The sequence below is a fragment of the Streptomyces sp. NPDC004609 genome (genome assembly GCF_042873655.1).
In the GTDB taxonomy this organism is placed as follows: domain Bacteria; phylum Actinomycetota; class Actinomycetes; order Streptomycetales; family Streptomycetaceae; genus Streptomyces.
Window position 1 is genome coordinate 69,916 of sequence record NZ_JBIALS010000029.1, and the last position, 24,712, is coordinate 94,627.

18 protein-coding genes and 1 pseudogene are annotated in these 24,712 nt (G+C 70.9%); 10 read left to right on the forward strand and 9 right to left on the reverse strand.

The window, feature by feature from the left end; genetic code table 11:
* Nucleotides 1–26 precede the first annotated feature (26 nt).
* Both aceB and ACFYT4_RS25990 read left to right on the forward strand, forming a co-directional pair.
* Nucleotides 27–1,652, forward strand: coding sequence for a malate synthase A (aceB, locus tag ACFYT4_RS25985; protein WP_389273684.1), 1,626 nt, complete (start codon nt 27–29; stop codon nt 1,650–1,652).
* 62 nt (nt 1,653–1,714) lie between these two features.
* On the forward strand, nt 1,715–2,911 hold the full coding sequence (locus ACFYT4_RS25990) for an FAD-dependent monooxygenase (RefSeq protein WP_389273687.1): 1,197 nt from the start codon (nt 1,715–1,717) through the stop codon (nt 2,909–2,911).
* 120 nt (nt 2,912–3,031) lie between these two features.
* On the opposite strand, the gene ACFYT4_RS25995 is transcribed toward ACFYT4_RS25990, so the two are convergent.
* The 3 genes from ACFYT4_RS25995 to ACFYT4_RS26005 form a co-directional block, all read right to left on the reverse strand.
* Nucleotides 3,032–3,724 (reverse strand): histone-like nucleoid-structuring protein Lsr2, encoded by a 693-nt coding sequence (locus ACFYT4_RS25995; protein WP_389273690.1) that lies wholly within the window; start codon nt 3,722–3,724, stop codon nt 3,032–3,034.
* Nucleotides 3,721–8,475 (reverse strand): RHS repeat-associated core domain-containing protein, encoded by a 4,755-nt coding sequence (locus ACFYT4_RS26000; protein WP_389273693.1) that lies wholly within the window; start codon nt 8,473–8,475, stop codon nt 3,721–3,723. The genes ACFYT4_RS25995 and ACFYT4_RS26000 overlap by 4 nt, the downstream gene beginning before the upstream one ends.
* A 106-nt stretch (nt 8,476–8,581) precedes the next feature.
* Nucleotides 8,582–9,064 (reverse strand): ATP-binding protein, encoded by a 483-nt coding sequence (locus ACFYT4_RS26005; RefSeq protein WP_389273696.1) that lies wholly within the window; start codon nt 9,062–9,064, stop codon nt 8,582–8,584.
* 182 nt (nt 9,065–9,246) lie between these two features.
* On the opposite strand from ACFYT4_RS26005, the gene ACFYT4_RS26010 reads away from it, so the two are divergent.
* The 3 genes from ACFYT4_RS26010 to ACFYT4_RS26020 all read left to right on the forward strand — a co-directional run bounded on the left by ACFYT4_RS26010 (nt 9,247) and on the right by ACFYT4_RS26020 (nt 11,846).
* A complete protein-coding gene (locus tag ACFYT4_RS26010; protein ID WP_389273699.1) occupies nt 9,247–10,089 on the forward strand; it encodes a helix-turn-helix domain-containing protein in 843 nt (280 codons plus the stop codon).
* On the forward strand, nt 10,086–10,346 hold the full coding sequence (locus tag ACFYT4_RS26015) for a DUF397 domain-containing protein (RefSeq protein ID WP_389273702.1): 261 nt from the start codon (nt 10,086–10,088) through the stop codon (nt 10,344–10,346). Before ACFYT4_RS26010 ends, ACFYT4_RS26015 begins: the two co-directional genes overlap by 4 nt.
* Nucleotides 10,347–10,907: 561 nt before the next feature.
* A complete protein-coding gene (locus tag ACFYT4_RS26020) occupies nt 10,908–11,846 on the forward strand; it encodes an alpha/beta fold hydrolase (protein ID WP_389273705.1) in 939 nt (312 codons plus the stop codon).
* A 325-nt stretch (nt 11,847–12,171) separates the two neighbouring features.
* Here the strand turns inward: ACFYT4_RS26020 and ACFYT4_RS26025 are convergent, their stop codons facing one another.
* Nucleotides 12,172–13,125, reverse strand: coding sequence for a fibronectin type III domain-containing protein (locus ACFYT4_RS26025; RefSeq protein ID WP_389273708.1), 954 nt, complete (start codon nt 13,123–13,125; stop codon nt 12,172–12,174).
* Between the two features lie 149 nt (nt 13,126–13,274).
* Between ACFYT4_RS26025 and ACFYT4_RS26030 the strand changes: the two genes are divergently transcribed.
* From ACFYT4_RS26030 to ACFYT4_RS26045, 4 genes are all read left to right on the forward strand, one after another.
* A complete protein-coding gene (locus ACFYT4_RS26030; protein WP_389273711.1) occupies nt 13,275–13,925 on the forward strand; it encodes a TIGR03086 family metal-binding protein in 651 nt (216 codons plus the stop codon).
* A gap of 429 nt (nt 13,926–14,354) precedes the next feature.
* Nucleotides 14,355–14,846, forward strand: a complete 492-nt coding sequence (locus ACFYT4_RS26035; protein ID WP_389273714.1) for a DUF2975 domain-containing protein — start codon at nt 14,355–14,357, stop codon at nt 14,844–14,846.
* A complete protein-coding gene (locus ACFYT4_RS26040) occupies nt 14,846–15,067 on the forward strand; it encodes a helix-turn-helix domain-containing protein (protein WP_389273717.1) in 222 nt (73 codons plus the stop codon). The genes ACFYT4_RS26035 and ACFYT4_RS26040 overlap by 1 nt, the downstream gene beginning before the upstream one ends.
* Before the next feature lie 3 nt (nt 15,068–15,070).
* Nucleotides 15,071–15,559, forward strand: a complete 489-nt coding sequence (locus tag ACFYT4_RS26045) for a transposase family protein (RefSeq protein ID WP_389273720.1) — start codon at nt 15,071–15,073, stop codon at nt 15,557–15,559.
* A 34-nt stretch (nt 15,560–15,593) separates the two neighbouring features.
* Here ACFYT4_RS26045 and ACFYT4_RS26050 read toward each other — a convergent pair.
* The 4 genes and pseudogenes from ACFYT4_RS26050 to ACFYT4_RS26065 all read right to left on the reverse strand — a co-directional run.
* A pseudogene (locus ACFYT4_RS26050) lies at nt 15,594–15,779 on the reverse strand (S1 RNA-binding domain-containing protein); the annotation flags it as partial.
* A 421-nt stretch (nt 15,780–16,200) separates the two neighbouring features.
* Nucleotides 16,201–16,533: a hypothetical protein gene (locus ACFYT4_RS26055; RefSeq protein WP_389273723.1), complete on the reverse strand. Its 333-nt coding sequence runs from the start codon at nt 16,531–16,533 to the stop codon at nt 16,201–16,203.
* Between the two features lie 201 nt (nt 16,534–16,734).
* Complete coding sequence (locus ACFYT4_RS26060) at nt 16,735–18,855, reverse strand: HEAT repeat domain-containing protein (protein WP_389273726.1); 2,121 nt, start codon at nt 18,853–18,855, stop codon at nt 16,735–16,737.
* A gap of 476 nt (nt 18,856–19,331) precedes the next feature.
* Complete coding sequence (locus ACFYT4_RS26065) at nt 19,332–21,359, reverse strand: M4 family metallopeptidase (RefSeq protein WP_389273729.1); 2,028 nt, start codon at nt 21,357–21,359, stop codon at nt 19,332–19,334.
* A gap of 512 nt (nt 21,360–21,871) precedes the next feature.
* Between ACFYT4_RS26065 and ACFYT4_RS26070 the strand changes: the two genes are divergently transcribed.
* Nucleotides 21,872–22,750, forward strand: a complete 879-nt coding sequence (locus tag ACFYT4_RS26070; RefSeq protein WP_389273732.1) for a chitosanase — start codon at nt 21,872–21,874, stop codon at nt 22,748–22,750.
* Nucleotides 22,751–22,922: 172 nt separating this feature from the next.
* Here the strand turns inward: ACFYT4_RS26070 and ACFYT4_RS26075 are convergent, their stop codons facing one another.
* A complete protein-coding gene (locus ACFYT4_RS26075; RefSeq protein ID WP_389273735.1) occupies nt 22,923–24,392 on the reverse strand; it encodes a nucleobase:cation symporter-2 family protein in 1,470 nt (489 codons plus the stop codon).
* Nucleotides 24,393–24,712: the final 320 nt, after the last annotated feature.

Here is a 24,712-nt window from a genome sequence, read left to right on the forward strand (position 1 = left end):
CCGCCCGTCGAAGGAAGTGACAGCTCATGTCCGCACCAGCGCCCTCCCCGCTGGCCGTCGTCGCAGCCGAGCCCCTGCCCCGGCAGGAGGAGGTGCTCACCGAGGCCGCCCTCACCTTCCTGGCGGAGCTGCACCGGCGCTTCACCCCCCGCCGGGACGAGCTGCTGGCCCTCCGGGCCGAGCGGCGTGCCGAGATCGCCCGTACCTCCACCCTGGACTTCCTGCCGGAGACGGCCGCGATCCGCGAGGACGACTCCTGGCGGGTCGCCCCCGCTCCCCGGGCGCTGGAGGACCGCCGGGTGGAGATCACCGGACCCACCGACCGCAAGATGACCGTCAACGCCCTGAACTCGGGCGCGCGGGTCTGGCTCGCCGACTTCGAGGACGCCTCCGCGCCGACCTGGGAGAACGTGGTCCTCGGCCAGCTCAACCTGATCGACGCGTACGAGCGCCGGATCGACTTCACGGACGAGCGCACCGGCAAGGCGTACGCCCTGAAGCCGGACGATCTGCTGGCGACGGTCGTCACCCGCCCGCGCGGCTGGCATCTGACGGAACGCCATCTCCAGGCCCCGGACGGCGCCCCGGTCCCCGGCGCGCTGGTCGACTTCGGCCTCTACTTCTTCCACAACGCGCGGCGCCTCATCGACCTCGGCAAGGGCCCGTACTTCTACCTCCCGAAGACGGAGTCCCACCTGGAGGCACGTCTCTGGAACGACATCTTCGTGTTCTCCCAGGACTACACGGGCATCCCCCGGGGCACGGTCCGCGCGACCGTCCTGATCGAGACGATCACCGCCGCCTACGAGATGGACGAGATCCTCTACGAGCTGCGCGACCACGCCTCCGGGCTGAACGCGGGCCGCTGGGACTATCTGTTCTCCATCATCAAGAACTTCCGGGACGGCGGCCAGAAGTTCGTCCTCCCCGACCGCAACGCGATCACGATGACCGCGCCCTTCATGCGCGCCTACACCGAACTCCTCGTCCGCACCTGCCACAGGCGCGGTGCCCACGCCATCGGCGGTATGGCGGCCTTCATCCCCTCCCGCCGCGACGCCGAGGTCAACAGGGTCGCCTTCGAGAAGGTCAAGGCGGACAAGGACCGCGAGGCGGCCGACGGCTTCGACGGCTCCTGGGTCGCCCACCCCGACCTCGTGCCCATCGCCATGGCCTCCTTCGACGCCGTCCTCGGCGACCGGCCCCACCAGAAGGACCGTCTGCGCGAGGACGTCTCCGTCGCGGCCGGTGACCTCATCGCCGTCGACTCCCTGCACGCCACACCCACGTACGAGGGGCTGCGCAACGCGGTCCAGGTCGGCATCCGCTACATCGAGGCATGGCTGCGGGGCCTCGGCGCGGTCGCCATCTTCCATCTGATGGAGGACGCGGCCACCGCCGAGATCTCCCGCTCCCAGATCTGGCAGTGGATCAACGCGGGCGTCGTCTTCGAGAACGGCGAGCGCGCCACCCCGGAACTCGCCCGCGAGGTCGCCGCGCGGGAACTGGAGGCCATCCGCGCCGAGCTGGGCGACGAGGCGTTCGCGGCGGGCAACTGGCGGCAGGCGCACGACCTGCTGCTGAAGGTGGCGCTCGACGAGGACTACGAGGACTTCCTGACCCTCCCCGCGTACGAGCAGCTGATCGGCTGATTCCCGCCGCTCCCCCGCGTCCGGGCCGCTTCCGGGCGCGGGGGGCTGCCATGATGCGCTCCATGAGCGGACTGCGGGTCGCCGTCGTGGGCGGCAGCATCGGGGGATGCGCGGCGGCACTCGCCGTGCACCGCGCGGGGCACCGGGACATCACCGTCTACGAGCGCACGGCGGGCGATCTCGCCGACCGGGGCGTCGGAGTCGCCGTCCACAGCACGCGCTACACGGAGCTGGAGGCGGCGGGCTATCTCGACGGCGCGATGCCCTGGGTCAGACTGACGGAGCGCCACTGGCTCGTCCGCGACGGCGACGCTCCCCTGGGCCGTCTGATCGCCTCGGACGCCTTCGCCTTCCGTACGTACAACTGGGGGCCGCTGTGGCGGGAGTTACGGGCCCGGGTGCCCGATCCGGTCGTCTTCCGCTCCGGCACCGAGGTCTCCTCCGTCGTCGAGTCGGTCTCCGGCGCCGAGGTCCGTACCCGGACGGGCTCGGCCCGCTACGACCTGGTGATCGGCGCGGACGGCTATCGCTCGGTGGTCCGTGAGACTGCCTGCCCCGGTGTACGCCCCGCCTACGCCGGCTATCTGGCGTGGCGCGGCGCCTACCCGGAGAGCCGGCTGCCGGACCCCGGCCGGTGGGAGAAGACCACGGTCGCCTACGTCGTGTTCCCCGGCGGCCATCTCGTCGTCTACCGCATCCCGGACGGCACGGGCGGTCACCGGGTCAACTGGGTCCTGTACACCGCCCCGCCCCCGGGCTCCGACAATCTGCTCTCGCTGCCCACCAGCCTGCCGCCGGGCACCCTGGGCGACCGTCTGCGCGAGCACCTGGCCCGGCTGGCCTCCCGTCGTCTGCCGCCGTTCTGGGCCGAGCTCGTCGCACTGACCACCCCCGGCGAACTGTTCGTCCAGCCGATGTACGACTTCACCGCCTCCCCGGGCACCACCCGCCGTCTGGCCCTCCTGGGTGACGCGGCCACGGTCGCCCGCCCCCACACGGGCGCGGGCGCGGTCAAGGCCCTCCAGGACGCCGCCCTGCTCGAATCCGCGCTCCGCTCCACCCCGTCCCTGCCCGAGGCCCTCGGCACCTACGACAGCGCCCGTTCCGTCATGGGCCGCACCATGGTCGACCTCGGCCGCCGCCTGGGCCGGGCCCTGGTGGAGTCGACCCCCGACTGGCCCACCCTGGACCAGCCCGCCCTGGACGCCTGGTGGAAGGGTGCGGACGGGGCGGGGGTGTTCGGGGGGAGGCGGCTGTAGCGAGGCCCGGTCAGACCACGAACCTCGTCGGATCCTCCGGCACGGTCCGAGCGCCCTCCATCGTCACCCCGGCCGCCGTCCTGGTTGCTCCGTCGGTCGGCACTCCCCGGGGCAGGCCCGTCAGCCTCCGGCCGCCCCGGGCTGACCTGCCCGGTCCCACGCTTCGAGGATCTCGGCGGGGATACGCCCGCGGGCGGGGAGGTCGTAGCCGTTGGCACGGGCCCACTCCCGGACGGCGGCGGTGGAGGCGGGCGGCCGGGCCGGGGGCTGCGGCGGTGTGCGCGGAACCGGTTGCGACGGGGTGAAACGCGTGGCCTGGTCGAGCAGGTCCTTCGGGAACTGGGGCACGGTCGTCTCACCGCTCAGCACGGCGAGGAGGAACTCGGTGACGGTCCCGTCGAAGGTGAACCAGCGGGGACCGCGGGCCTCGTTCACGGTGATGCGCCAGGCGTCGGGAGCGTCCTGCGGGTCGGTGATCCAGAAGAGACGTTCACCGTTGTCCGTACCGGCCATGGCGAAGAGACGCCGTGGGTCGTGGGGGACCGGGTGCGTGCCTCCGTCGAGGTCCCGTTGCAGTTGCGCACGCGCCCTGGCGGGCACCGGACCGGTGAGGTCGACCCATTCGGTCGCCCCATGGGGGTGGAAGACATGGATGTAGCCGGCGAAGACCCCGGGTCCGTACAGCGCCGCGAGCCGCTTGTAGTCCCCGGGAAGCCGGATGCCGAGGTGGGCTTCGGCCTCGTCCCAGTCGACGGGACGCGGGGAGGTCTCGGGCGGCGGGCAGAGCCGGGTGAGTGCGGCGAGCGCGGTCACGGGATTCCTAGAAGACGTCGCTGGAGCTGGTCGGCGTGGTCGGGGTTCAGCAGAGACGTGCCGAGACGGAAGCCGTTGTTTCCGTCGGCCTCCATCTGAATGTACTTGGGCACGGAGTCTTTCAGATCGTCCGTGTACTCCAGGTAGACGCTGTACTGGACGATCTCGCCGGGTATGTTCCGGGAGGGGTCGCCGTTCACCGCGTTGTAGATCGACTGCTCCAGGTCCCGCATGTCCGGGCTGTTCGTGGGGTCCTGGGTGATGGTGAACAGGTTGTCCAGGGTGTCGCCGGATCCGCCGAGCATGTTCGCCAGCATGTGCCCGCGGGCCTGGTTGTAGTCGGTGCCGTGCAGAAAGCCCGGCGGCCGGAGCGAGTTCCGCGCGTCCGTGCCTTCGTTGAGCATGTCCCTGGTGATCGTCGCGTGCATCTCGTAGGGACGTCCGTGCTCGTCCCTGACGAAGACGACCCGCCCTCCCCAGGTGGGGTCGGCCTCGCAGCCGGCGAGACCCAGGGGATCGGCGAGCGTGAAGGGGTTGGGAACGTAGGCGTAGTGGTTGATCGCGGGGACGAGACCCAGCGGATCGGGGGTGAGATACCGGCCGAGGTCGGGGTCGTAGTAGCGGTTGACGTTGTAGTGCAGTCCGGTCTCGGGGTCGAAGTACTGACCGGGGTAGCGCAGCGGTGTGTACGCGGTGCAGTCGCGGTTCCACTGCGTGGCTCCCCAGGCCGTGCCCCGGGCCCGCCACGCGAGAGAACCGTCACGGCCCACGAGTTCGCTGGGGCTGCCCGACAGATCGCCGACGATCGCGAAGAACCTGCGGTCGTACTCCTCCTGGGTGCCGCCTTTCCGCTGTGCGCCGGCCTCCTGTGGGCCGAGCGCCCTGTACTCGCGCTGCGCCAGCGGGCTCAGCCCCGCGTAGTCCCACACCAGCGTGGTGCCGTCCGTGTACTGCTCGGCCAGCTGTGCCCCGTCCCAGCAGTAGCCGGTGGCTTCCAGGACTCGGCCGTCCCCGTCGACGCGCTCCTTCGCGATCCGGCGGCCGAGAGCGTCGTAGAGATAGCGCCAGCGGCCATGGCCGGGAGTCTCGGCATGAGTGAGCCGGTCCTCCGCGTCCCAGGTGAAACGCCAGGTGAGGATCTTCCCGCTGAGGGTGGTGGTCCGCCGCTCGATGACACGGCCCTGGGCGTCGTACGCGTACCGGGTCCGGCCGGCGTGCGTGACGCGGCTGCCGTCGTAGCGCCGCGGGCCCGTGCTGTCCTGGCCGGGCGCCCCGGCGGGAAGGGCGCTGTGGGTCTGGTCGCCGGCGGTGTTGTAGGCGTACCGCTCCTGCCATCCTTCCGCCTGTACGACGGCGATCCTGCTCGCGGCGTCCAGGGTGTAGGTACGGCGGCCGGTGAGGCTGTCGTCCACACCGAGCGGTGAGCCGTCGGCCTGATAGGTGAAGGCCCGGTCCAGGATGTCGGCGCCCGGAGTGCCGAGGGACTGCCGTACGACACGGCCGACCGGGTCCCACTCCTGCCGGAACGTCAGCGAGTCGTCGAGCGTACGAGCGGTCTCGCGTCCCAGCGCGTCCCGGTCGAAGCGGAAGGTGTGGTCCCCCGCCGTGTAGGCGGCCAGACCTCCGTCACCGTAGGAGAGGTCGCTGGTCGCACCGGACGGAGTGCGCCGGTGCGAGCGACGGCCGAGGGCGTCGTAACCCATCGCCAGCGTACGGCCGTTGACGGACTCGGACACGACCCGGCCGGCCCTGTCCCGCACCAGGTCGATCCGGGCGTGCGCGTTGGTGATCCGGGAGACGTGACCGCTCTCGTCGTGGGTGAAGGCCGACACCGCGCCGTCGCCGTGGCGCAGTTCGACGACGCGTCCGAGCGCGTCCCGCTCGAAGGCCAGCGACTGTCCTGCGGCATTGGTACGGCGCACGATCCGGCCCAGCGCGTCGTGATCGTAGGTCAGGGTCCGGCCGTCGAAGTCCGTCTCGGAGACGAGCCGTCCGGCCGCGTTGTAGGAGTAGTGCCACTCCAGGCCCTCCGCGTTGGTGACCTTGGTCAGGCGCAACTCGGTGTCGTAGGTGAACGCGTAGTCACCGCCGCCGGTCCGGGTTCCCGAGCGGCGGTCGAAGTGGGTGGCCGTGTGGGTGCTGGTGCGGCCCATGCGGTCGGTGCGGCCGAGGAGGTTCCCCTCACCGTCCCAGGTCCACTCCTCCCGGGTGCCGTCGGCCGGCTCACGCCACAGGGGTTTGCCCTCCAGGGACCAGCCCTGCCGGACCTCCGCCCCCAAGGGGTCGGTGGCACTGGTGATGCGGCCGAAGGCGTCCCGGACGATGACGGTGCTCGCGCCGCCGGGTGCGGTGATCTCCAGCGGAAGTCCGGCGGCGTCGGTCCTGATCCGGGTGACACGGCCGAGGGCGTCGCGGATGGCGGTGACATGGCCGCGCCCGTTGTACGCGTACTCCGTCCGCGCGCCGGCGGGGTCGACGGCGTTCAGCAGACGGCCCCGGTCGTCGTAGGTGTAGTGCCGCCGGGCCCCGCCGCGTTCGGTGACGCTGACCGGCAGGCGCAGATCGTTGTACGTGGCGGTGGTACGCATACCGTCGGGGGCGACGAGACCCACGAGGCTGCCGCTGCCGTCGCGTTCGAAGCGGGTGGTGCGCCCCAGGGCGTCCGTCTGGGACAGCAGCCGGTCGTGGGCGTCGTGGACGAAGCGGGTGGTGTGCCCCAGGGGGTCCGTCTCGGCAACGACCTGGAAGGCGTCGTTCACGGTGTAGACACTGGTGGCGCCGGCGGAGTCCGTGTAGCGCGTGGTCCTGCCACCGGTCTCGGGGTCCGTCTCGTAGACGAACGTGGACGACAGACAGCCTGCGGGGCCGATCGTCCGGACAACCCGTCCCGCGGTGTCGTACCCGTACCGGAAGGTCGAGCCGTTGCGGTCGGTCCAGGACGTGATTCGGGCGTCGGCGTCGTAGGTGAACCGCAGGGGGAGCCCGGAGGAGTTGACGACCGCGTCGAGGTTGCCCTGCGCGTCATAGCCGTAGGACCGCACGGTGACCGGGCCCTCGGGGGTACGCAGCGCGAGTCCGCTGACCCGGCCGTCCTCGACGGTCAGGGCGACCTCGTATCCGCCGTCGTGCACCACCCGGGCCGGGCTTCCGTCGCCGCGCCGCACGAAGGTGATGCCGTTGTGGTTGCGGTCCTCGATCTCGGTCAGCCAGTACGCGGGCGACGCGTTGTACGGGCTTCCGGTGAAGAACCGGGCGAGCCCCGAGGACGGCTCGGTGACCCGGTACGTCGTGGACGCGTTCTCCCGCCCCTCGTACACCAGGGGAAGGCGCGGACCCTCGACCGGCAGCACACCGTCCGGGTCGTCGGGCCCGGGCAGCCGGGGATAGATCAGCAGGGAACCGTCTTCGCGGGCCCAGATCGCTCCCTGTCCCCGGGGATCCGGCTCGATGCGCTCATCCAGGGTGGATGCCCAGCTCCGCCCGAACCAGCGGCCGTAGCGGTACTCCGAGAGGTGCGTGCGCCGCAGAACGAGCGGGAGGACTCCCGGGAGCGACAGATCGGTCTGGGGCAGCGTCATCTCGCCGGTCGCGATGTCGATCGGGTCGTTCTTGCAGAGCTTCTTCTCCAGCGAGATGGCGTTACGGCGGGGATCGGACTTGGCGAGGTCGAGGGAGTCCGGCTTCACGCGGGTGTCGTCGGGACCCTTGCGGTGCGACGGTCCGCTTCTGCCCGCCTGTCCGGGGTCGCCGTCCTTCCCGCCCTTGGCGCTGACCTTCTTGATGCCGTCGTCAACACCCCGGTCGGTGTCCTTGTGGATCTTCGACCCCTTGGTGATGGCGTCGGGGAGAGCCTTGCCGAGGTGGTCGCCGAGGTCGTTGTGTCCCTTGACGAGCTGTGCCGTCACCTTCTCGATGGTCGTGTCGAGTACGGCGGTCAGGGAGTCCTTGCCCTTGGCCCGGCCGTGGTGACCCTTGGCTTTGTTGATCTTGCTGCCCGCCCGGGTCTTCATCGAGACCTGGACGTTCGCGAGTTTGGTCCCGGCCTGACCGTGCGCGTCATGGTCGATGACCGGGCCGCCGCCGGGGCCCGGGCCACCGGCGGCGCCGTCCGCCGACGCGAGGTTCAGCCCGTCCTTGCCCGCCTGTACGGTCTGGTCGGGGTTGTAGCCGTCCTGGACACCGGCGGCGTTCAGCGCGGTCTGAATGGCCAGGTCGGTGACGATGTTCTCCAGCGCCGCCACCGCGGGCTCGGTGAGCGTGGCGACGATCTCCGCCACCGCCGCCTCCGCCATCTCCTTCAGGATCCGCCTGAAGGCGATACGGGTCGCCACGATCTTGCCGCCGGCGAGCAGCGTGGTGAGCCCCATGGTGACCGGAGCGAGCGCGAGGGTGATGCCCACCGTGGCGCAGAGATCGGCGAGTTCGGCGACCGCAGCGATCTTCCGCGCCACGATGATGTCCGCGACCCGGTCCAGAGCACCGGCGATGATCCTCGCCGCCGCGGCCAGATCCTTGTTCTTGCGCTGGACCTTCTTCCAGTGCCGGTCCAGCGCGGTCAGCGATTCGCTCTGTCCGCTGGAGAGCAGCCGCTGGACATGCTGATGCGCGGTGTGCCCGTCGTCGTCCGCGTCGTCCGCGAACTCCCGCAGCGCGTCCGCCATATCGCGGTACGCTTCCTCGTCGACATTGGGCCAGCCCACGCCGACGACGTCGAGCATCGTGTCCACGCCTTCGGGAATCGTGTACCCCACGACGCACCTGCCCCCGCTTCACACCCAGGCCGATGATATGAAGATCCAGCATCACATGGAGCACCCGTTCGGACGGGGTCGGGTCTCAGCCAGATCGGGGCACACCTCAGCCTTTCTCCCGTTGTCCCAGGGCGAGTTCCGCCCATACGTGCTTACCGGGCGCGTCCACGCGGGGGACGATGCCCCAGCGGTCGGCGAGCAGCGAGATGAGGTAGAGCCCTCTGCCCGATTCCTCGTCCGCGGGCGGAGGCGTACCGGGGGCCTCGGGTACGGATCCCCTCTCCGTACGGGAGTCGGCGACCTCGATACGGAGCGTTCCGGGCGTGGTGGTCACGGTGAGCCGGACATCGAAGTCCCTACCGGGCACGTGTCCGTGGCGCACCGCGTTGCTCGCCATCTCGGCGACGATGAGGGTCACCGCGTCATGCGGGTCGGAGCCTCGCGGATATCCCCAGTCGTCGAGCCTGCGCGCGACAAGCCTTCGTGCGAGCCGGGCGCCGCGCGGTGTCGACGTGAAACGCATCGAGAACTCGCGCTCCGGTGCCTGCCGTTGGCGGAATGCCTCCGTCGGGGTAATTCCTCTGTTCATGCGGAAAACCCTGGCGGTGTGTGCGTACCGTTCACCAGGAGTAACGCCATGACCGGTCAGGGCTGTACGCGCCGGGGCTCGGCGTTGTCCGCGAATCGGCCGTGACCGGACCGGCTCCCGGGGTGGTGGAGCGTCCACGGCCGACCACACACGGATGGCGGGCGGTACGGGAGGTACGTGACATGGACGATCAGCAGGAACTGTCGGAACGTGGCGAGGAGTACGAGCCCGGCTCGGGGATCCTGTACGTCTTCGGGCAGCAGTTGAAGCTCTGCCGCGTGCGAAAGGGCATGGAACGGGCAGAGCTGGGGTCGTTGACCGGGTACTCGGCCTCGACGATCGCCTCCTTCGAGCAGGGGCGCCGGATTCCGCCGGAGCGTTTTATCGACAAGGCCGATGACGTGCTGGACGCGGGCGGGGTGCTGAGGGCGAGCAAGGAGGAGGTGGCGCGGGCCAGGTATCCGGCGTTTTTCAGGGATGCGGCGAGGTTGGAGGCGCAGGCTGTTGAGTTGCATGTGTATGCGACGCAGGCGGTGCCCGGGTTGTTGCAGACGGTGGAGTACGCACGAGCGGTGTTCGAGATGTGGCGGCCACTGGTGGACGAAGAAATTGTCGAGCAACGTGTGGCGGCCCGAATGGCTCGGCAGGATGTCTACACGCGACGGCCTGTACCCCACCTCAGCTTCGTCATCGAGGAGTCCGTGCTCCACCGTCCGCTCGGTGGTGAGGATGTTTGGCGCGGCCAATTGGAACAGATCCTGCTGGTGGGGCAGAAACGCAGCGTGACAATGCAGGTCATGCCGCTGCACCGCGAGGATCACGCCGGGTTGGCCGGCCCCTTCACCTTGATCGAGGAGCGGGAAGGGCGGAGGATCGCCTACACGGAAGTTCAGGGTGACAGCCGCGTCCACACTGAACGCGGCAAGGTCCGGGGGCTGGAAGCCGCGTACGGGATTCTTCGGGCTCAAGCGCTCACTCCGGAGGAAACCTTCGCCCTGATCGAGAAGCTGCTGGGAGAGAGATGAGCTGGGAAGCGACCAAACAAGTCCCCCGAGACTTGGTCTGGTTCAAGAGCAGCTATAGCGCTGGCGATGGTGGCGAGTGCGTTGAAGTTGCTTGGCAGAAGAGCAGCTACAGCGGCGCCGAAGGTGGCCAGTGCATCGAGGTCGCGACATGCCCGACCACCGTCCACGTCCGCGACTCCAAGGACAAAGCGGGGCCGATGTTGTCGCTGGCTCCGGCCCCCTGGGCGGCCTTCGTGGAATTCGCCGCGCGAGGCTGACCGTAAGAAAACGACAGCGCCCCGGCACCGGGAAACGTTCCGGTGCCGGGCGTTTGTACGCGCCTGTACGCGAGGCTCGGTCGGCCTGCTCCGTTGGTAGCGCTGAGCCGCGAGGCAGGGCACGTGCTCGGTGGGCAGGACGTCCGCGAGGACGGTCGCGCGGGCCGCATCCCGCTTGCCCGACGGGACGGACCTCCGTCGCGGCGAACCCTTCGGGGACGCCGGCCCAGGAGGTCGGGCGAGGAGATGAGGGGCGGCCTCCGGTGGGTCACCCGGACGGTCCTCCCGTTCACTCGCGTGCTTTCCCAGGCGTGCAGGGACGGGCGGGCTCGAAAACGCTGGTGGTCGACAAGCCCTTCCCCCGGAGAAACGAGACCGCCCATGTCCGTGTCCTCATCCGTGCGCCACCCGCTTCGGCGCCGAATACCCCGTACCCCCCGTGCGTCCGGTACGTCCCGTGCGTCCCACGGCTCCTGCGTAGCGCGGGCACACCGTGATTCCCGTGGATCCCGTACGTCCCGTGCGTGCCGGGGATCCCGGACATCCGCCCTCGCTCTGGGCGTGACCGCGGCGGTGCTGGGCGCGGGGCCCGCGGTGGCGGCGGAGCGGGACGTCGCGGGAGGGGGTTCGGCGGGGGCCGGGGGGACGGGCAAGCCGACGGTGGTGCTGGTGCACGGCGCGTTCGCGGACGCGTCGGGGTGGAACAGGGTCGCCGAGCGGCTCATGAGGGACGGCTACGACGTCATCGCGCCGGCCAATCCGCTGCGGAGTCTCACCGGGGACTCCGCGTACATCGCGAGCGTGCTCAAGAGCATCGACGGGCCGATCGTGCTCGTCGGCCACTCCTACGGCGGCGCGGTGATCAGCGGTGCGGCTGCCGGGAACCCCAACGTCAAGGCGCTGGTGTTCGTCTCCGCGTTCATGCCCGACAAGGGTGAGACGCTGGGCGCCCTGGCGGCGACGTTCCCGGGCAGTGAACTCCAGCCGGCGCTCAACTCCGTTCCGTACTCGGACGGGACGACCGAGGGGACCGATCTGTACATCAAGACCGACCGGTTCCACAGCGTGTTCGCCGCGGATCTGCCCGTGTCGACGACCCGGCTGATGGCTGTGGGGCAACGGCCCATCTCCGGCGCCACCTTCGAGGAGAAGGCGGGCCCCGCCGCCTGGAAGACCATTCCCTCCTGGTTCGTGGTCGCCAAGAACGACAAGGCCATCGCCCCCGATCTGGAGCGCTTCGAGGCCAAGCGCGCCAGGTCCCGCACGGTCGAGGTCGACTCCTCGCACGCGGCGATGATGTCCCACCCGGAGGTCGTCACCCGGACGATCCGCCAGGCCGCCGACGCCACCGCGTCCGGCGCGGCGCGGGCCACCTCCCTGTCCGAGTCCGGTGCCCGCAAGCTGGCGCTCGCGGGTGCCGGTGGACTGGCGGGCGCGGCGGTGCTCACGGGCTCGGCGCTGGTGTTCGCCGGCTCCCGGTGGCGGGCCCCCCGGCGCTGACCGAAGAGGAGCGCGGGTACCGAAAGGGCGAACGCGCGGAGGCCGCGAGGGACGAGCGGTCGAGCACGATCGGATCGACCGTCGGTACCCGCTTGAGCGCCTCGGAGGCGAACCGAGCGCCAAGACAGGGCCGGACGCCGCGGTGGGCTGTCGGCGCCGGACCGGGCCGGACGCCCTGGAGGCTCCCGGGTACTCGGGTACTCGGGTACTCGGCCAAGCCGGACGCCTCGGCTGCCCGGTACTCAACCGGCCGGTGGCTGTGGTGGCCGCGGTGGTGAGCCACCCCGCCGTGAGCGGGGCCGGTCCGCTCACGGCGCTGGGGCCGTCAGCGGACCACCACCGTGCGCTGTGCGGAGAAGTCGCCCCACTTGCCGTCCGGGAGCTTGGCCCGGAGTTTCACGCTGTAGCGGGTGCCGGGCGGGTCGGTGACCGTCATCGTGTAGGTCGCCCGGCCGGCCGGCGGGGTCGCGCCCCACACGATCGTGGTGGCGAACTTCCCGTTGAGGTACAGCTCATGGGTATGGATCGGCCCGTCGGTCTTCGGCGGTGTCCACGTCAGCTCGACGGACCCCTTCCGCGCCGAGGTGGTCACCTCCGTGGGCGCCGTGCTGGGCCCCTCGCCGGGTGCGGCGGGTGTGGTCAGATCGACGGCGTTGCTGTCCGGGGACGAGTTCTCGGCGGCGTCGCGAGCCCGGACGGTGAAGGTGTAGACGGTGCCGGGACGCAGCCCGGTCACACGCGCGGTCGTCCCGGTGCCGGGGACGCTGTGGACCCGGGAGTCCTCCTGGTAGACGTCGTACGAGGTCACCGAGGTGTTGTCGGTGGACTTCTCCCAGGTGAGGGTGACCGCGCGACCGCCGTCGAGTTTCCCGCGGAGCCGTACCGGCTTCGTGGGCGCCTTCTTGTCCTCCGGCGTGGGGGCCGGGGTGGTGACGGCGGTGGCCGGGCTCGGCCGCGAGAGATTTCCGGCGGCGTCACGGGCGCGGACGGTGAAGCTGTACGCGGTCTTCGGGCTGAGGCCGCCGATGTCCACCATGTTCTTGGTGGCGGGCAGGGTCTTGACCCTGGTGCCCTTCTGGAACACCTCGTAGCCGGTGACGGCCTTGTCGTCGGTGGACCGCTCCCACATGACGTGGACGGATGTGGCGCTGCCCGCCTGGGCGGTGACGCCGGACGGTGTGGTGGGGGGCTCGGTGTCCTCGTCCTCACCGCCACACGCGGTGAGGACGAGCAGGGCGGCCACGCAGACCAACGCGGCTGGTGTGGGGGGACGTTGCACGATCGGGCCTCCGCGGGCGAGGGCAATGGTCCAGACCAATATGGCCGCAGGGGGCCCGGACAGCAAGACTCTCGCGCGGATTCGCGACGGGGCCGCCGCCCCGCGCGGCTCCGGGCGGGGCGGCGCGGCCGCACGGTGATCGGCGGGCGATGAGTTCCCGGCGCGCCGGGGGTCTGCCCTGTACGGAACCCACAGCGACCCCCTTTCCCGGCCTGCGTCCCGCCGCCGACGCCGTGGCCCGGCTGCTCGTCGGCGTCCGTGACGACCGGCTCGGCGATCCGACCCCCTGTCCCGACTACGCGGTACGGGAACTGCTCGGGCATCCCGTCGGGCTGACCACCGCCTTCCGCGACGCCGGGCGGAAGGATCTCGGGGAGACGACCGGTGTCGACCCCGGGGACGCGCTGCCGGTCCTGGAGGACGGCTGGCGGGACGTCCTGCCGCGACGACTCGACGAGACGGCTCAGGCATGGGCCGACCCCGCGGCGTGGGAGGGCGAGACCGAGGCCGGAAGTGTCGGCCTGCCCGCGGCGGTCGCGGGGCGGGTCGCGCTGAACGAGCTGGTGATCCACGGGTGGGATCTGGCCCGCGCCACGCGTCAGCGGTACGCACCCGGCGAGGCGAGCCTCCGGGGCTCGTACGCGCCACTGGAGGCGGCCGGGGACGACGACCCGATGCGGGGGACCATCTTCGGGCCGATCGTCGACGTGCCGGAGGGAGCACCCCTGCTCGACCGGGTCGTCGCTCTCAGCGGACGACGGCCCGACTGGCGACCCGGCGAACGGGCGGCGGCGGGATGACCGGCCGGACACCTGGTGAACCCGGTTCCGCCCGGTCGGCCCCGCACGCCTGCGGGCTTCCCATCGGCTCCTGATCGCCCGCCGCCCGGACTCTCGCGACCGGACCCCACCGCGCCCGGACGACCCGCGCGGAGCCCGCAGGCCCGGACAACGCGGGCCCGGCCACACCGGTCCCGGCCCTGGCGAACCTCACCCCGCCCGGGCCGGGGCCCTTCACCGGCCAAGGCTTCGGCGTAGTCGCATGGTGTCCGATTTGTGGCTAAGCCAGGTCGACTTCGGCACGATCGAAAACCTTCGCATCGCGCCATGCCGCGGGAGGCGGCGGCATCCCGCGATGGCGCGAAACCGCCGCCCGCCCTCCGGCTCAGCCTTTGCTTCATCTATCGAGATTCGATAGATTTCTATCGTAACTCGATGGAAGGATGGGTCATGGGAAAGCTGACGGTGCGCGCGCTGCGCGCCGTGCTCGTGGTGGTGCTCACCGGCACCGTGTTCGTACAGGCATTGATGGTGTGGGCGTTGGTCAGCGGGAGTGACCCGGAGGACGGGTCGCTCCCGCTGACCCCGCTGCGCGTGATCACGATCATGGGCATTGGGACGGCCCAGGTCGCCCTGGTCTGTGTATGGCGACTGGTAACGATGGTGCGGCGCGGAACCGTGTTCTCCCACGCCGCCTTCCGGTACGTGGACGTCATCATCGGCGCGATCGTTGCGGCTGCTCTCGTGTGGTTCGCGGTCACGGCCCTGAATGCGCCCGGCCAGCGGGACGACCCGGGCGTCACCCTCATTATGGGCGGGATTGGCGTGGCCATCCTGGGAGTCGCGCTCATCGTGCTCGTGCTGCGGATGCTGCTCGCCCAGGCCGTCGCCCGCGACGTCGAAGCGGCGCAGATGCGGGCCGAGTTGGACGAGGTGATCTGATGCCGATCGCCGTCGACATCGACGTGATGCTGGCCAGGCGGAAGATGTCCGTGGGCGAACTCGCAGACCGCGCAGGGATCACGCCCGCCAACCTGGCGGTACTCAAGAACGGCCGCGCCAAGGCGGTACGCTTTGCGACGCTCGCCGCGCTCTGCGAGGTGCTCAAGTGCCAGCCAGGCGACCTGCTTCGCTGGGAGGCCGAGGACACCGCGGGCGAATGAACCGTGCCTGCCGACGCGTCATCGCCGATCCCTCTTGCCTTTGACCAACTCCGCGAGCATCCCGGGGCCGTACCCGGGGAGATCCCGGGCCTGCTGGAGCGTCTGGCCGAGGTGCCCGACCCTCGCGATCCGCGCGGCGTACGGCACGCTCTGGTCGTCATGCTTGTGCTGACCGCGTGCGCGGTTCTGGCCGGAGCGACCTCCCTGCTGGCGGTGGGTGGGTGGATCACCGACGCCCCGCCGTCCGTCCTGGAGCGTCTCGGCGTACGGCCCGGTCCGCTGTCCCCGAAGCGGTGCCTGCCGGCGGAGGCGACGGTGCGTCGGCTGCTGGGCCGCATCGACGGCGACGCGTTGGACCGGGCGGTGGGCCGCTGGCTGGCCGACCGGCGCGCTGGGGCCGACGGCCGGCTGCACGCAGTGGCGGTCGACGGCAAGACCCTGCGCGGAGCGGCCAGGGCCACGGGCCGCGATGGGCACGCTCGATGTCCGTAACGACGACGGAGATCTCCTCGCCGGCCTCGAACGCCTCCGGCGGACCGGCCGCAGGCCTGCCGTGGATCTCTTGGAAGGGGACCAGCCCGACGACTCCGTCCCCAAGGTCGGCAAAGACGCCGAACCGTTCGATCGCCGCGACGGTACCGGACAGGATCTCGCCGCGGTTCAGTGACTCCAGAAACGCCCAAAGTTCCGGGCTCTCAGAATGCCAATCCATGCCGGCCACCCTGGCATATGGCCTAGTCGAACGCCCTGTCTCGAAAAGTTTGGAAGGCGGGCCAACTTGTCGGGGGCGTCCTCCGTGAGCAGGTCACCGGTGGAGCAGTCGAAAGGACGGCAGCCGAGCGCTCGGGAGATGCGGAAGATTACGGGAAGCATGTCGTCCTCCCCGCCCCGGACATGGAGCATGACCGACCCGACGGGGTCGTTCTCGCCTATGCCGAGTTCGATTACCCAGGTCGGCCCGAATGCCTCTCCCCAGGCGGGATCGGTGAGGTCGACCTCGCTCAGGGCTGACCTGAGTGCCTCGTGGATCTCGGACCGGCTTCCGATGGGAGGCGGCTCGTGTTTGGGGGGAAGGTCGTCGATCGACGACAGGTCCGCAGGCAGCGGCCCAGCTCATAGGCGGAGGCTACTTGTCAGTGCGGTGGCAGAGCTTGCGTTGCCTTCAGCGCGGGTCGTCCGGCCCGACGTGAGCTCTTCTGCTTCGCGGTCGGGTTGTGGGCCCAACGGCCGTGCTGCACGGTGTCGCCTCTGACGCGAGTCCTCAGCACCGGCCATCGGTTCGGCTTCTTGATCGCGCGTGGACAGTCCCGGCGCCGCCGGACCGGAAGCAGACGGCTGCACACCTCCCGACCCGCCTCGGCGAACGAGTGCGTGAGCTTGGCGTCGGTCGACGCGAGGAGTCGGCAGCGCCGCTCGGCTCGGTCATGCTCGGCTGTCGCCGCGTCGACCACCTCAGCGGTGAACACCTTCGTCAGGATACCGATCCGCACCCGTTGGCCTGCGCCGCACCCCGTCACACGCGGGGCAACGATCTCCGCAGCTCAAAAGCAACTGCAGTGACCTTCACCGGCACCCGGCGCGTGCCGCCCCACGGCTGCGGGGGCCCGCTCCCCCGCGCACTCAGCCTGACCGGCACGCCGTTGCCGGGGGTATCCGGGCCGCGTCGCTCAGCCCGTGAGCAGCTTCCGCACCGCGTCCTGGAAGCGCTCGTCCCCGGGGATGATCTCGGGCTCCGGGCCCGAGGCCACCACCCGCAGGTCCCGCTCCCCGAGGGCGGTGAGGCGCGCCGTCTCCTCGGCGGTGAGGGTGTCGGTGCCCAGTGCCCGCAGGGCCTCCAGGGCGGTGACGGGGTCGGCGTGCAGCTCGGCCGAGGTCAGGAGCAGGTCGGCCGCGTGCGCCGGGGTGGTGTCGGCCGCGTGGAGCGCCAGGACGGCCGTCGGCGCGTGCTCGGGGTCGGCGAGCAGGGATTCCAGTACGGGGGCCAACGGGCGGGCGCAGACGCCCAGTTCGGCCGCCGCCCGGCAGGAGTTGTGGATCGGTCCGCCCATCCACATACCGTCCGCCGCCTCCGCGAGGACGCCCCCCAGGATCCTCAGGGGCTCGGCCGCGTCGCCCGTCAGCCGCCACAGGGCCAGGGCTATCCGGATGTCGGTGTTCATCTCGTGAACCGTCCGGCTGCTGCCCGCGGGGGTGAGCGCCGTCCGCAGCTGCGGGACGAGGACGCTACCGTCCGCGCCGAGGGTGCCCGCCGTCTCGGGGATCTCCGCGCGCAGCTCACCGCCCAGGGTGTCCTGGAGCGCGCTCAGCAGCGGTCCGGTCTCGCCGGTGAGGCCGCGCAGGGCCTCGGCCGCGGCGTAACGGTCCGCGACGGGACCGCGGTCGGCGGCCTTGCGCAGCAGCTCGGCCGTCCCGTCGCGGCTCTCCGGCGGGCAGACCGCCGCCAGCGCCCGCGCGAAGCGGGACGGTGAACGGTGGAACAGGGCGGTCAGCTCGGGCAGCGCCGCCGACGCCCGGGGTCCCCAGCTCGCCAGCAGCGCGGTCAGCCGGCCCGGCTCGGTGGTCTTGAGGTCGTCCGCCGCGGCGACGGCGGTCAGCTGGATACGAATCGCGTTCAGCAGCTCCGGCGCGTACGGGATCGGGGCCGCGGGGCGGGCGCCGGGGAAGCCGACGACGGCGGCGAGCGTACGGGACCGGTCGCCGAGGTCGCGGGCCAGCAGCGGCGCCGCCTGTTCCGGGGCGAGGCGGGTGAGGATTTCGAGGGCGCGGTCCGCGAGGTCTCCCCCGGCTGCCGCGAGCGCCGCCAGGGCGGGCGCCGCCGGGGTCGCGTGGCCACCGAGCTTGTCGAGGATCGGCAGCAGGGACGCGGTGTGGGTGAACGACGGGTCGGACAGCAGGGAGAGCAGCACCGGGGCCAGCCGTGCGGGCGCGCCGCGGGAGACCAGGCAGGCGTGCTCGGCCGCTCCGAGCGCCTCGCCCCGCGCACCGGGTTCGGTGAGCCGGAGCGCGGCCTCGATCAGCTCGTACGCGGACGCGCGGTCGGCCGGGGTGTCGCGGAGCAGCAGCTCGTTCACCACGTGGCGCAGGGGCTCGCTCCGGAACTGGTCGAAGCGGCCGGAGACGACCGGGTCGGCCGGGAGCAGCGCGAGCATGGTGTCCCGGTGGACGGGCGACCACGGCAGCCCCGCGTCCAGGCAGGCCATCACGGCGACGACGCGCAGCTCGGCGGGGGCGTCGGCGGTCAGCGCCTCCGCCGCGGCGTCCGCCGTGCCCAGGGGGTCGACATGCGCGAGGGCGGCGAGCAGTTCGGCCCGTACACCCGGGTCCCGCTCCTCGGACCGGCGCACGTGCAGTACGGGCAGGACCGAGGCGTCCTTCGTGCGCCCCGCGGTCCAGACGGCGGCCCGGCGCACCTCCGGGTCGCCGGACCCGCACAGCGGAAGGATCAGCGGGAGCCCGGCCACCACGGCGGCCCGGCAGAGCCCCGGGCGCGGCAGGCCGTACTCGTCGGTGCTCTCGGCCATGGCGCCGAGGAGGAGCAGCAGATCGCCGGAACGGACCCCGGCGGCGGCCAGCCGCGCGAGGAAGGGCACGGTCTCCGCGGTCGCCCCGTACACCGTGCCCTGGTGGATGACACTGCCCCACAGCTCGTCGAGGGCCTCGGACGCCTGCTCCTCGTCGCCCACGAGTCCCCGCAGCATGTCGGGCACGTCCTCCGCGTCACCGTAGGCATGCTCCAGCTCGGCCCAGCGCACGCCGTCCAGATCCGCGAAAATCCGTTCAAGATCCATGCCTCAGAGCATGGCACGAGGGTCTGACAACGCGGCCGGGACGCCCGCCGGCACCGGATGGTCCGGGACCGACGCGCCCCGGACCCCGGACAGGGCCCGGACCACGGGTGGTTGGCCGGTCGGGCGACCGGCCGGGAGGGCCTGGCGGCCAGGACGCGCGCCGCCGGGGCCGCGCCCGGCAGCCCGCGCCCGCCGCCGGTCAGCGGCCGGGGATGGGCGCGGGCCCCGGGGCGCCAGGGGCCGGGGCAACCGTCCTCCGGGCCGGCGACCCTGATGAACAGGTGCCCGGTCCATCGGGTGACCGGAGCAGTCGGGAATCCGTTCCCCGGGCGTCCGGGCAGTCGGGCGACCGGCCGGCAGGTGACCAGCGGGCACGTGTCCGGTCGTCGGGCGGCCGGGGGCCGGACGCCGCCGGGGCCGGTGACCGGCAATCAGGTGACCGGCCGCCGGTCGGTCGCCCCGGCGTACCCGTACCGTCAGAACGTGATCTTCCAGCTGTCGAGCAGCCCGTCGTTGCCCGGGTAGGTGTCCCAGACCTTGAGCTTCCAGACGCCGTTGGCGACTTCGGCCGAGGCGTTGACGGCGAAGGTGTCCTTCAGATCGACCGTGCCGTCCACGGTGTAGTTCTTGATCGGGTAGACGGTCCCGTCGGGGGCGAGGAGGTCGATCCACAGTTCGCCGCGGAACGCGTGCTTGATGTCGACGGTGACCCTGACCGACGTGGGCGCGTTGCCGCTGACGCCGGTGACCGTGACGGGGGAGACAGCCGCCGGGCCGCGGGACACGACCGGGAGGTTGGTCTGGTTCTCGAACGAGGGTCCGCTCGGCCAGGGACCGTCCGGGCGGGTGCCGACGTTGACGGCGGCCCAGGCGTGGCCCACGGCCTTGTGCTCGGGGCTGTCCACGCCGTACAGCTCGCCGGCCGCCTCCAGGGTGTGCTGACGGGCGGCGGCGAAGGTCTCGTTGGGGAGCATCTTCTCGGTGAGCGCCTTGAACCAGATCTTCTCGGCCTTCCCGATGCCTATCGCGGGCACCGGCAGGTTGTCGAAGGTCGGGCTGTCATAGCGGACGCTGTTGACCGTCTTCGGGCCGCCGCCCTCGGACAGCAGATAGAAGAAGTGGTTGGCTATGCCCGAGGAGTAGTGGGGATTGAGGACGCCGAGACTCGACCGCCAGTGGTCGACGGACTTCCCGTCCTTGCTGGGCTCGTCCATGTAACGGGTAGGTGTGCCGTTGCCGTTGATGTCGAGCTTCTCGCCGACCAGGTAGTCACCGGTGTCGGCCGCGTTGCCCGCGTGGAACTCGACGGCGGCGGCGAAGATGTCGGAGGTCGACTCGTTGAGACCCCCGGCGTCATAGGCGTCGTAGGCGAGTCCGGCGGTGTGGGAGGTGACGCCGTGGGTCATCTCGTGGGCGGCGACGTCGATGGCGGTCAGCGGCTTCCGGTTGTTCTCGCCGTCCCCGTAGGTCATGCAGAAGCAGGAGTCGCTCCAGAACGCGTTCACGTAGGCGTTGCCGTAGTGGACCCTGCTGGAAGCGGCGGCCCCGTCGCCCCTGATGCCGTTGCGCCCGTGGACGGTCTTGAAGTAGTCCCAGGTGAGCGCCGCACCGTAGTGGGCGTCCACGGCCGCGGTCTGCGGGTTCGCGGGCGTGCCGTCGCCCCAGGTGTCGTCGGTGTCCTGGAACAGGGCCCCGGTGTGGGCGTCGACCGTGGTGTGTCCGCCGCGCGCGGTGTCGGTCAGGGTGTACGCGCCGGGCGAGCCGGCGGTGCCGATCCGGACCGTGCCGCTGTACTGGCTGTTGCCGCTGCCGGTGTGCACGGCCTGGAACTCGGACAGCTTCCTGCCGGTCAGCGCGTCGGTGATGATGTGCAGTTCGTTCGGCGTGCCGTCCTTCTGGGTACCGCCGACGACCCGCTCCCAGGCGAGCACGGGCTTGTCGCCCCCGGCCCAGATCACTTTGCGCGGCGCCCTGGAGCCCTTCGCCGTGGCGGCCTTCGGCTTCCTCGCGGCGGGCGCGGTGGTGGCCGGAACGGCGATCTCGGCCCGGGTCGCCCTGTCGACGTCGTCGACGGCACCGTCCGGGCCGCGGTGGACGATGAGCTGCCCGCCGAGCACGGGGAGGCCCTTGTAGACCTGTTCGTACCGGGTGTGGGTGGTGCCGTCCCGGTTCTCGACGACGTCCTTGACCCTCAGCTCGGTTCCGGGGCCGAGCCCGATCTCCCGGGCGGTTCCGGTGCGCTGCCCCTCCGCCTTCCGGATCAGCGCGGCCCTCTCCTGCGGGGTGGTCGCGGCGGGCAGCGCGCCCGGGTCGACCGGGGTGCCGCCCGAGCCGGGCGGAACGACGCCGAGAATGGCCCGGGAGGTGGCGGGCACGCCGGAGGTCGCGGGGGTCGTCGCATCGGCCGTGACCTGCACACCGATGGTGACGACGACGGCGACGGCCACCAGGGCCGTCGCTGTTCGGCCGCGCCTGCCGACCGGTCCGGGAGAGGTGGGACTCAACGTGTGACTCCTTCGCTGGCCGGCCTGCCGAGGGCATGCCGACTGAGGGCCGGACAGCGGACGGTCGCTCGCCGGCGGCCCTGTGACGGTGGTTCAGCCCCGGTGACGGTGGTTCAAGGTGAGCGATTCCGGAGGGACCGGAGTGCCGGACGGCGGTCACGGGAGAGCCTGTGGGGGTGTAGGGCGCCGACCGGGAGTCAGCGTGCCACCGCGCTGCCCGGCGTGTCAGGAGCAGGACAAAGGTTGGCCGATTTCCCTCCACCGACCCAGAAGCGGAATCTCGACACCCGCCCGATCGGATACCGCCTGCGCTTTAACCGAGGGTAGTTCGCCCCCTACGAAGGGCTGAAGCGGAATTCACCGGACACTTGACGCACGTCTTCACGCACAAGGCCGTGACCATACGATCTCCCTTCAACTTCTTTGCGTATACATGGGTGTTCGACAGATCCCCCCTCTGATAGGAAAGCTTCCTAACAGCGCACCTCCACACCCCACACTCTGGAGGCAAGGTGCCCGCCCCCCACAGGCGCACTCGACGTCCGGCCGCCGGATTCATCCCTCATGTCCTGCTGCTCGGCGTGACGCTGATCACCGTGTCCGCCACGGCGTACGCGGGCTCCTCCTCCGGCGGCGGGCAGCAGGCCGCCGGTCAGCGGCCCGCCACCCGGGCGCGCGCCGCCGTCGGGCTCGACGACCCGGCGAAGAAGGAGATCGCGATGCAGCTGGCCTCCAGCGCGGAGAACTCGTCGCTGGACTGGAAAGCGCAGTACACCTATATCGAGGACATACGCGACAAGCGCGGCTACACCGCCGGGATCATCGGGTTCTGTTCCGGTACGGGCGACATGCTGGAGCTGGTCGAGCTGTACACCCGGCGCAAGCCCGGCAACGTACTGGCGACCTATCTGCCCGCGCTCCGGCAGGTGAACGGCACGGAATCACACGCCGGGCTCGATCCCCGCTTTCCCGCAGACTGGGTGAAGGCGGCCCAGGATCCGGAGTTCAGGAGGGCGCAGGACCGCGAGCGCGACCGGGTGTACTTCAACCCGGCCGTCAGCCGTGGCAAGAGTGACGGCGTCGGTGTGCTCGGCCAGTTCATCTACTACGACGCCATCGTGATGCACGGCGGCGGCACGGACCCCACGAGCTTCGGCAGCATCCGTATGAGGGCCCTCGCCAAGGCGAAGTCACCGGCCCAGGGCGGCAACGAGAAGACGTATCTCAACGCCTTCCTCGACGCCCGGGTCTGGGCGATGAAGCAGGAGACGGCGCATAAGGACACCAGTCGGGTGGACACGGCCCAGCGGGTCTTCGTCCGGAACGGCAACTTCGCGCTCACCACACCACTCGACTGGAAGGTCTACGGCGACCGCTTCCATATCGACTGAGGTCCACCACCGAGGGGGAAGGGGCAGGGCGCGTACCCGTCACCATGGGTACGCGCCCCGCCTTCGTGCCGGCGGTCGGACCGGTCCGTACGCCCGCGAGTGCACGCGCCCCGCTGCCGTACACGCCCTCCGCTGTACGCGCCCTCCCGTGTATGTGCTTCCGCGGGTGTCCTCAGTGCGTCGCAGGGGTCGGTGCGGACACGGTTCCGGTCCCGCTCCCGGTCTCGGCGGCGGTTCCGGTGGTGTCGTCCTCGGAGGGGACCGTCGGTGAACCGCCCTTGCGCCCCATATGGTAGAAGGCCAGATTCAGGGCGATCGCCACGATGCAGCCCGTCGAGATACCCGAGTCGAGAACGACCAGCATGTCCTTCGGAAAGGCGTGGTAGAACTCCGGTGCCGCGATCGGGATCAGCCCGATACCGACCGAGGCCGCGACGATCAGGGAGTTCTCGCCCTTCTCCAGTGCCGCCGCGGCCAGTGTCTGGATGCCGCTGGCCGCGACCGTGCCGAACAGGGCGATCCCCGCACCGCCGAGGACCGGCAGCGGTACGAGGGCGATGACGGACGCGGCCACCGGGAAGAGCCCCAGCAGAACCAGGATTCCGCCGGCCGCGGCGACGACGAAGCGGCTGCGCACCTTCGTCATCGCGACCAGGCCGACGTTCTGGGCGAAGGCGCTGCACATGAAACCGTTGAAGAGCGGGCTCAGGGCGCTGCCGAGGGTGTCGGCGCGCAGCCCGCCCTCGATCGTCCGCTCGTCCGCGGGCCGTTCGACGATCCTGCCGAGGGCGAGCATGTCCGCCGTGGACTCGGTCATACAGACCAGCATCACCACACACATCGAGATGATCGCGGCGATCTCGAACTGGGGTGCTCCGAAGTGGAACGGCGTCGGAAAGCCGATCACATCGGCGTTCTTGATGGCGTCGAAGCCGGTCATGCCCAGCGGTATCGCGACGACCGTGCCGACGACCAGCCCGAGCAGAATGGCGATCTGCCGGAGGAAGCCGCGCAGGAGCTTGCGCAGGGCGAGCACGATGGCCAGGGTGAGGGCCGCCATACCGACGTTTTTCATCGAACCGTAGTCGTCGGCGGCCGAGTTGCCGCCCTGCGCCCACCGATAGGCCACCGGCAGCAGGGACAGTCCGATCAGGGTGATCACGGTGCCGGTGACGACGGGCGGGAAGAAGCGGACGAGCTTGCAGAAGTACGGAGTGAGCAGAAAGCCCAGGATCCCGGCGACGATGATCGCGCCGAAGATCACGGCGATTCCGTCCGCGCCGCGGTCCTTCCCGATGGCGACCATCGGGGTCACTCCGGCGAACGAGACCCCGTTGACGAACGGCAGCCGGGCACCGATCTTCCAGAAGCCGAGGGTCTGGAGCAGCGTGGCGATGCCCGCGGTGAACAGGCTCGCCCCCATCAGGAACGCGGTGTCCTTCGCACTGAGCCCCACCGCGGGCCCCACGATCATCGGAGGGGCCACCACACCCGCGTACATCGCGGCCACATGCTGCAGGCCGCTGGTGAAGAGCTTGACGGGCGGAAGCGACTGGTCGACCGGGTGTTTGCGGTCCCCGCCTCCGTCGTCGGCGTCCGGTCCTGCGTTGTCATCGCTGGGATACCTGGGCTTCGCGGCCACGGGCAGTTCCTCCGGTCGGTTACACGCCGTCGGCGACGGCGCGGGTGTCAGGGAGGTGGTGCGTAGTGGTGCAGTCGGTTCAGGTCGTACGGGTGTCTCACATGGGCGGGGGCGCGTCGGGCGGGAGACGCTGGGGGTGGTACGCGTGGTGCGGGCGTTCCAGGTCGTACAAGTTGTTCAGGCGGTACGGGGTGTTCGGGCGGTACGGGTTCCCAGGTCGTACGGGTCGTTCCGGCCGCGCGGATGGTGCGGGTCGGACGGGTTGTGCGGGTCACGCGGGGTGGTGCGGCGGGCGGACAGCACCGGGCGGGGCGGCCGTA

Excerpts from the sequence above, each read along its gene's own strand:
- ACFYT4_RS26060 (WP_389273726.1), bottom strand. The coding sequence starts at position 18,855 with ATGGATCTTGAACGGATTTTCGCGGATCTGGACGGCGTGCGCTGGGCC.
- aceB (WP_389273684.1), top strand. The coding sequence starts at position 27 with ATGTCCGCACCAGCGCCCTCCCCGCTGGCCGTCGTCGCAGCCGAGCCC.
- ACFYT4_RS26030 (WP_389273711.1), top strand. The coding sequence starts at position 13,275 with ATGAGTTCCCGGCGCGCCGGGGGTCTGCCCTGTACGGAACCCACAGCG.
- ACFYT4_RS26040 (WP_389273717.1), top strand. The coding sequence starts at position 14,846 with ATGCCGATCGCCGTCGACATCGACGTGATGCTGGCCAGGCGGAAGATG.
- ACFYT4_RS25990 (WP_389273687.1), top strand. The coding sequence starts at position 1,715 with ATGAGCGGACTGCGGGTCGCCGTCGTGGGCGGCAGCATCGGGGGATGC.
- ACFYT4_RS26035 (WP_389273714.1), top strand. The coding sequence starts at position 14,355 with ATGGGAAAGCTGACGGTGCGCGCGCTGCGCGCCGTGCTCGTGGTGGTG.
- ACFYT4_RS26015 (WP_389273702.1), top strand. The coding sequence starts at position 10,086 with ATGAGCTGGGAAGCGACCAAACAAGTCCCCCGAGACTTGGTCTGGTTC.
- ACFYT4_RS26005 (WP_389273696.1), bottom strand. The coding sequence starts at position 9,064 with ATGAACAGAGGAATTACCCCGACGGAGGCATTCCGCCAACGGCAGGCA.
- ACFYT4_RS26010 (WP_389273699.1), top strand. The coding sequence starts at position 9,247 with ATGGACGATCAGCAGGAACTGTCGGAACGTGGCGAGGAGTACGAGCCC.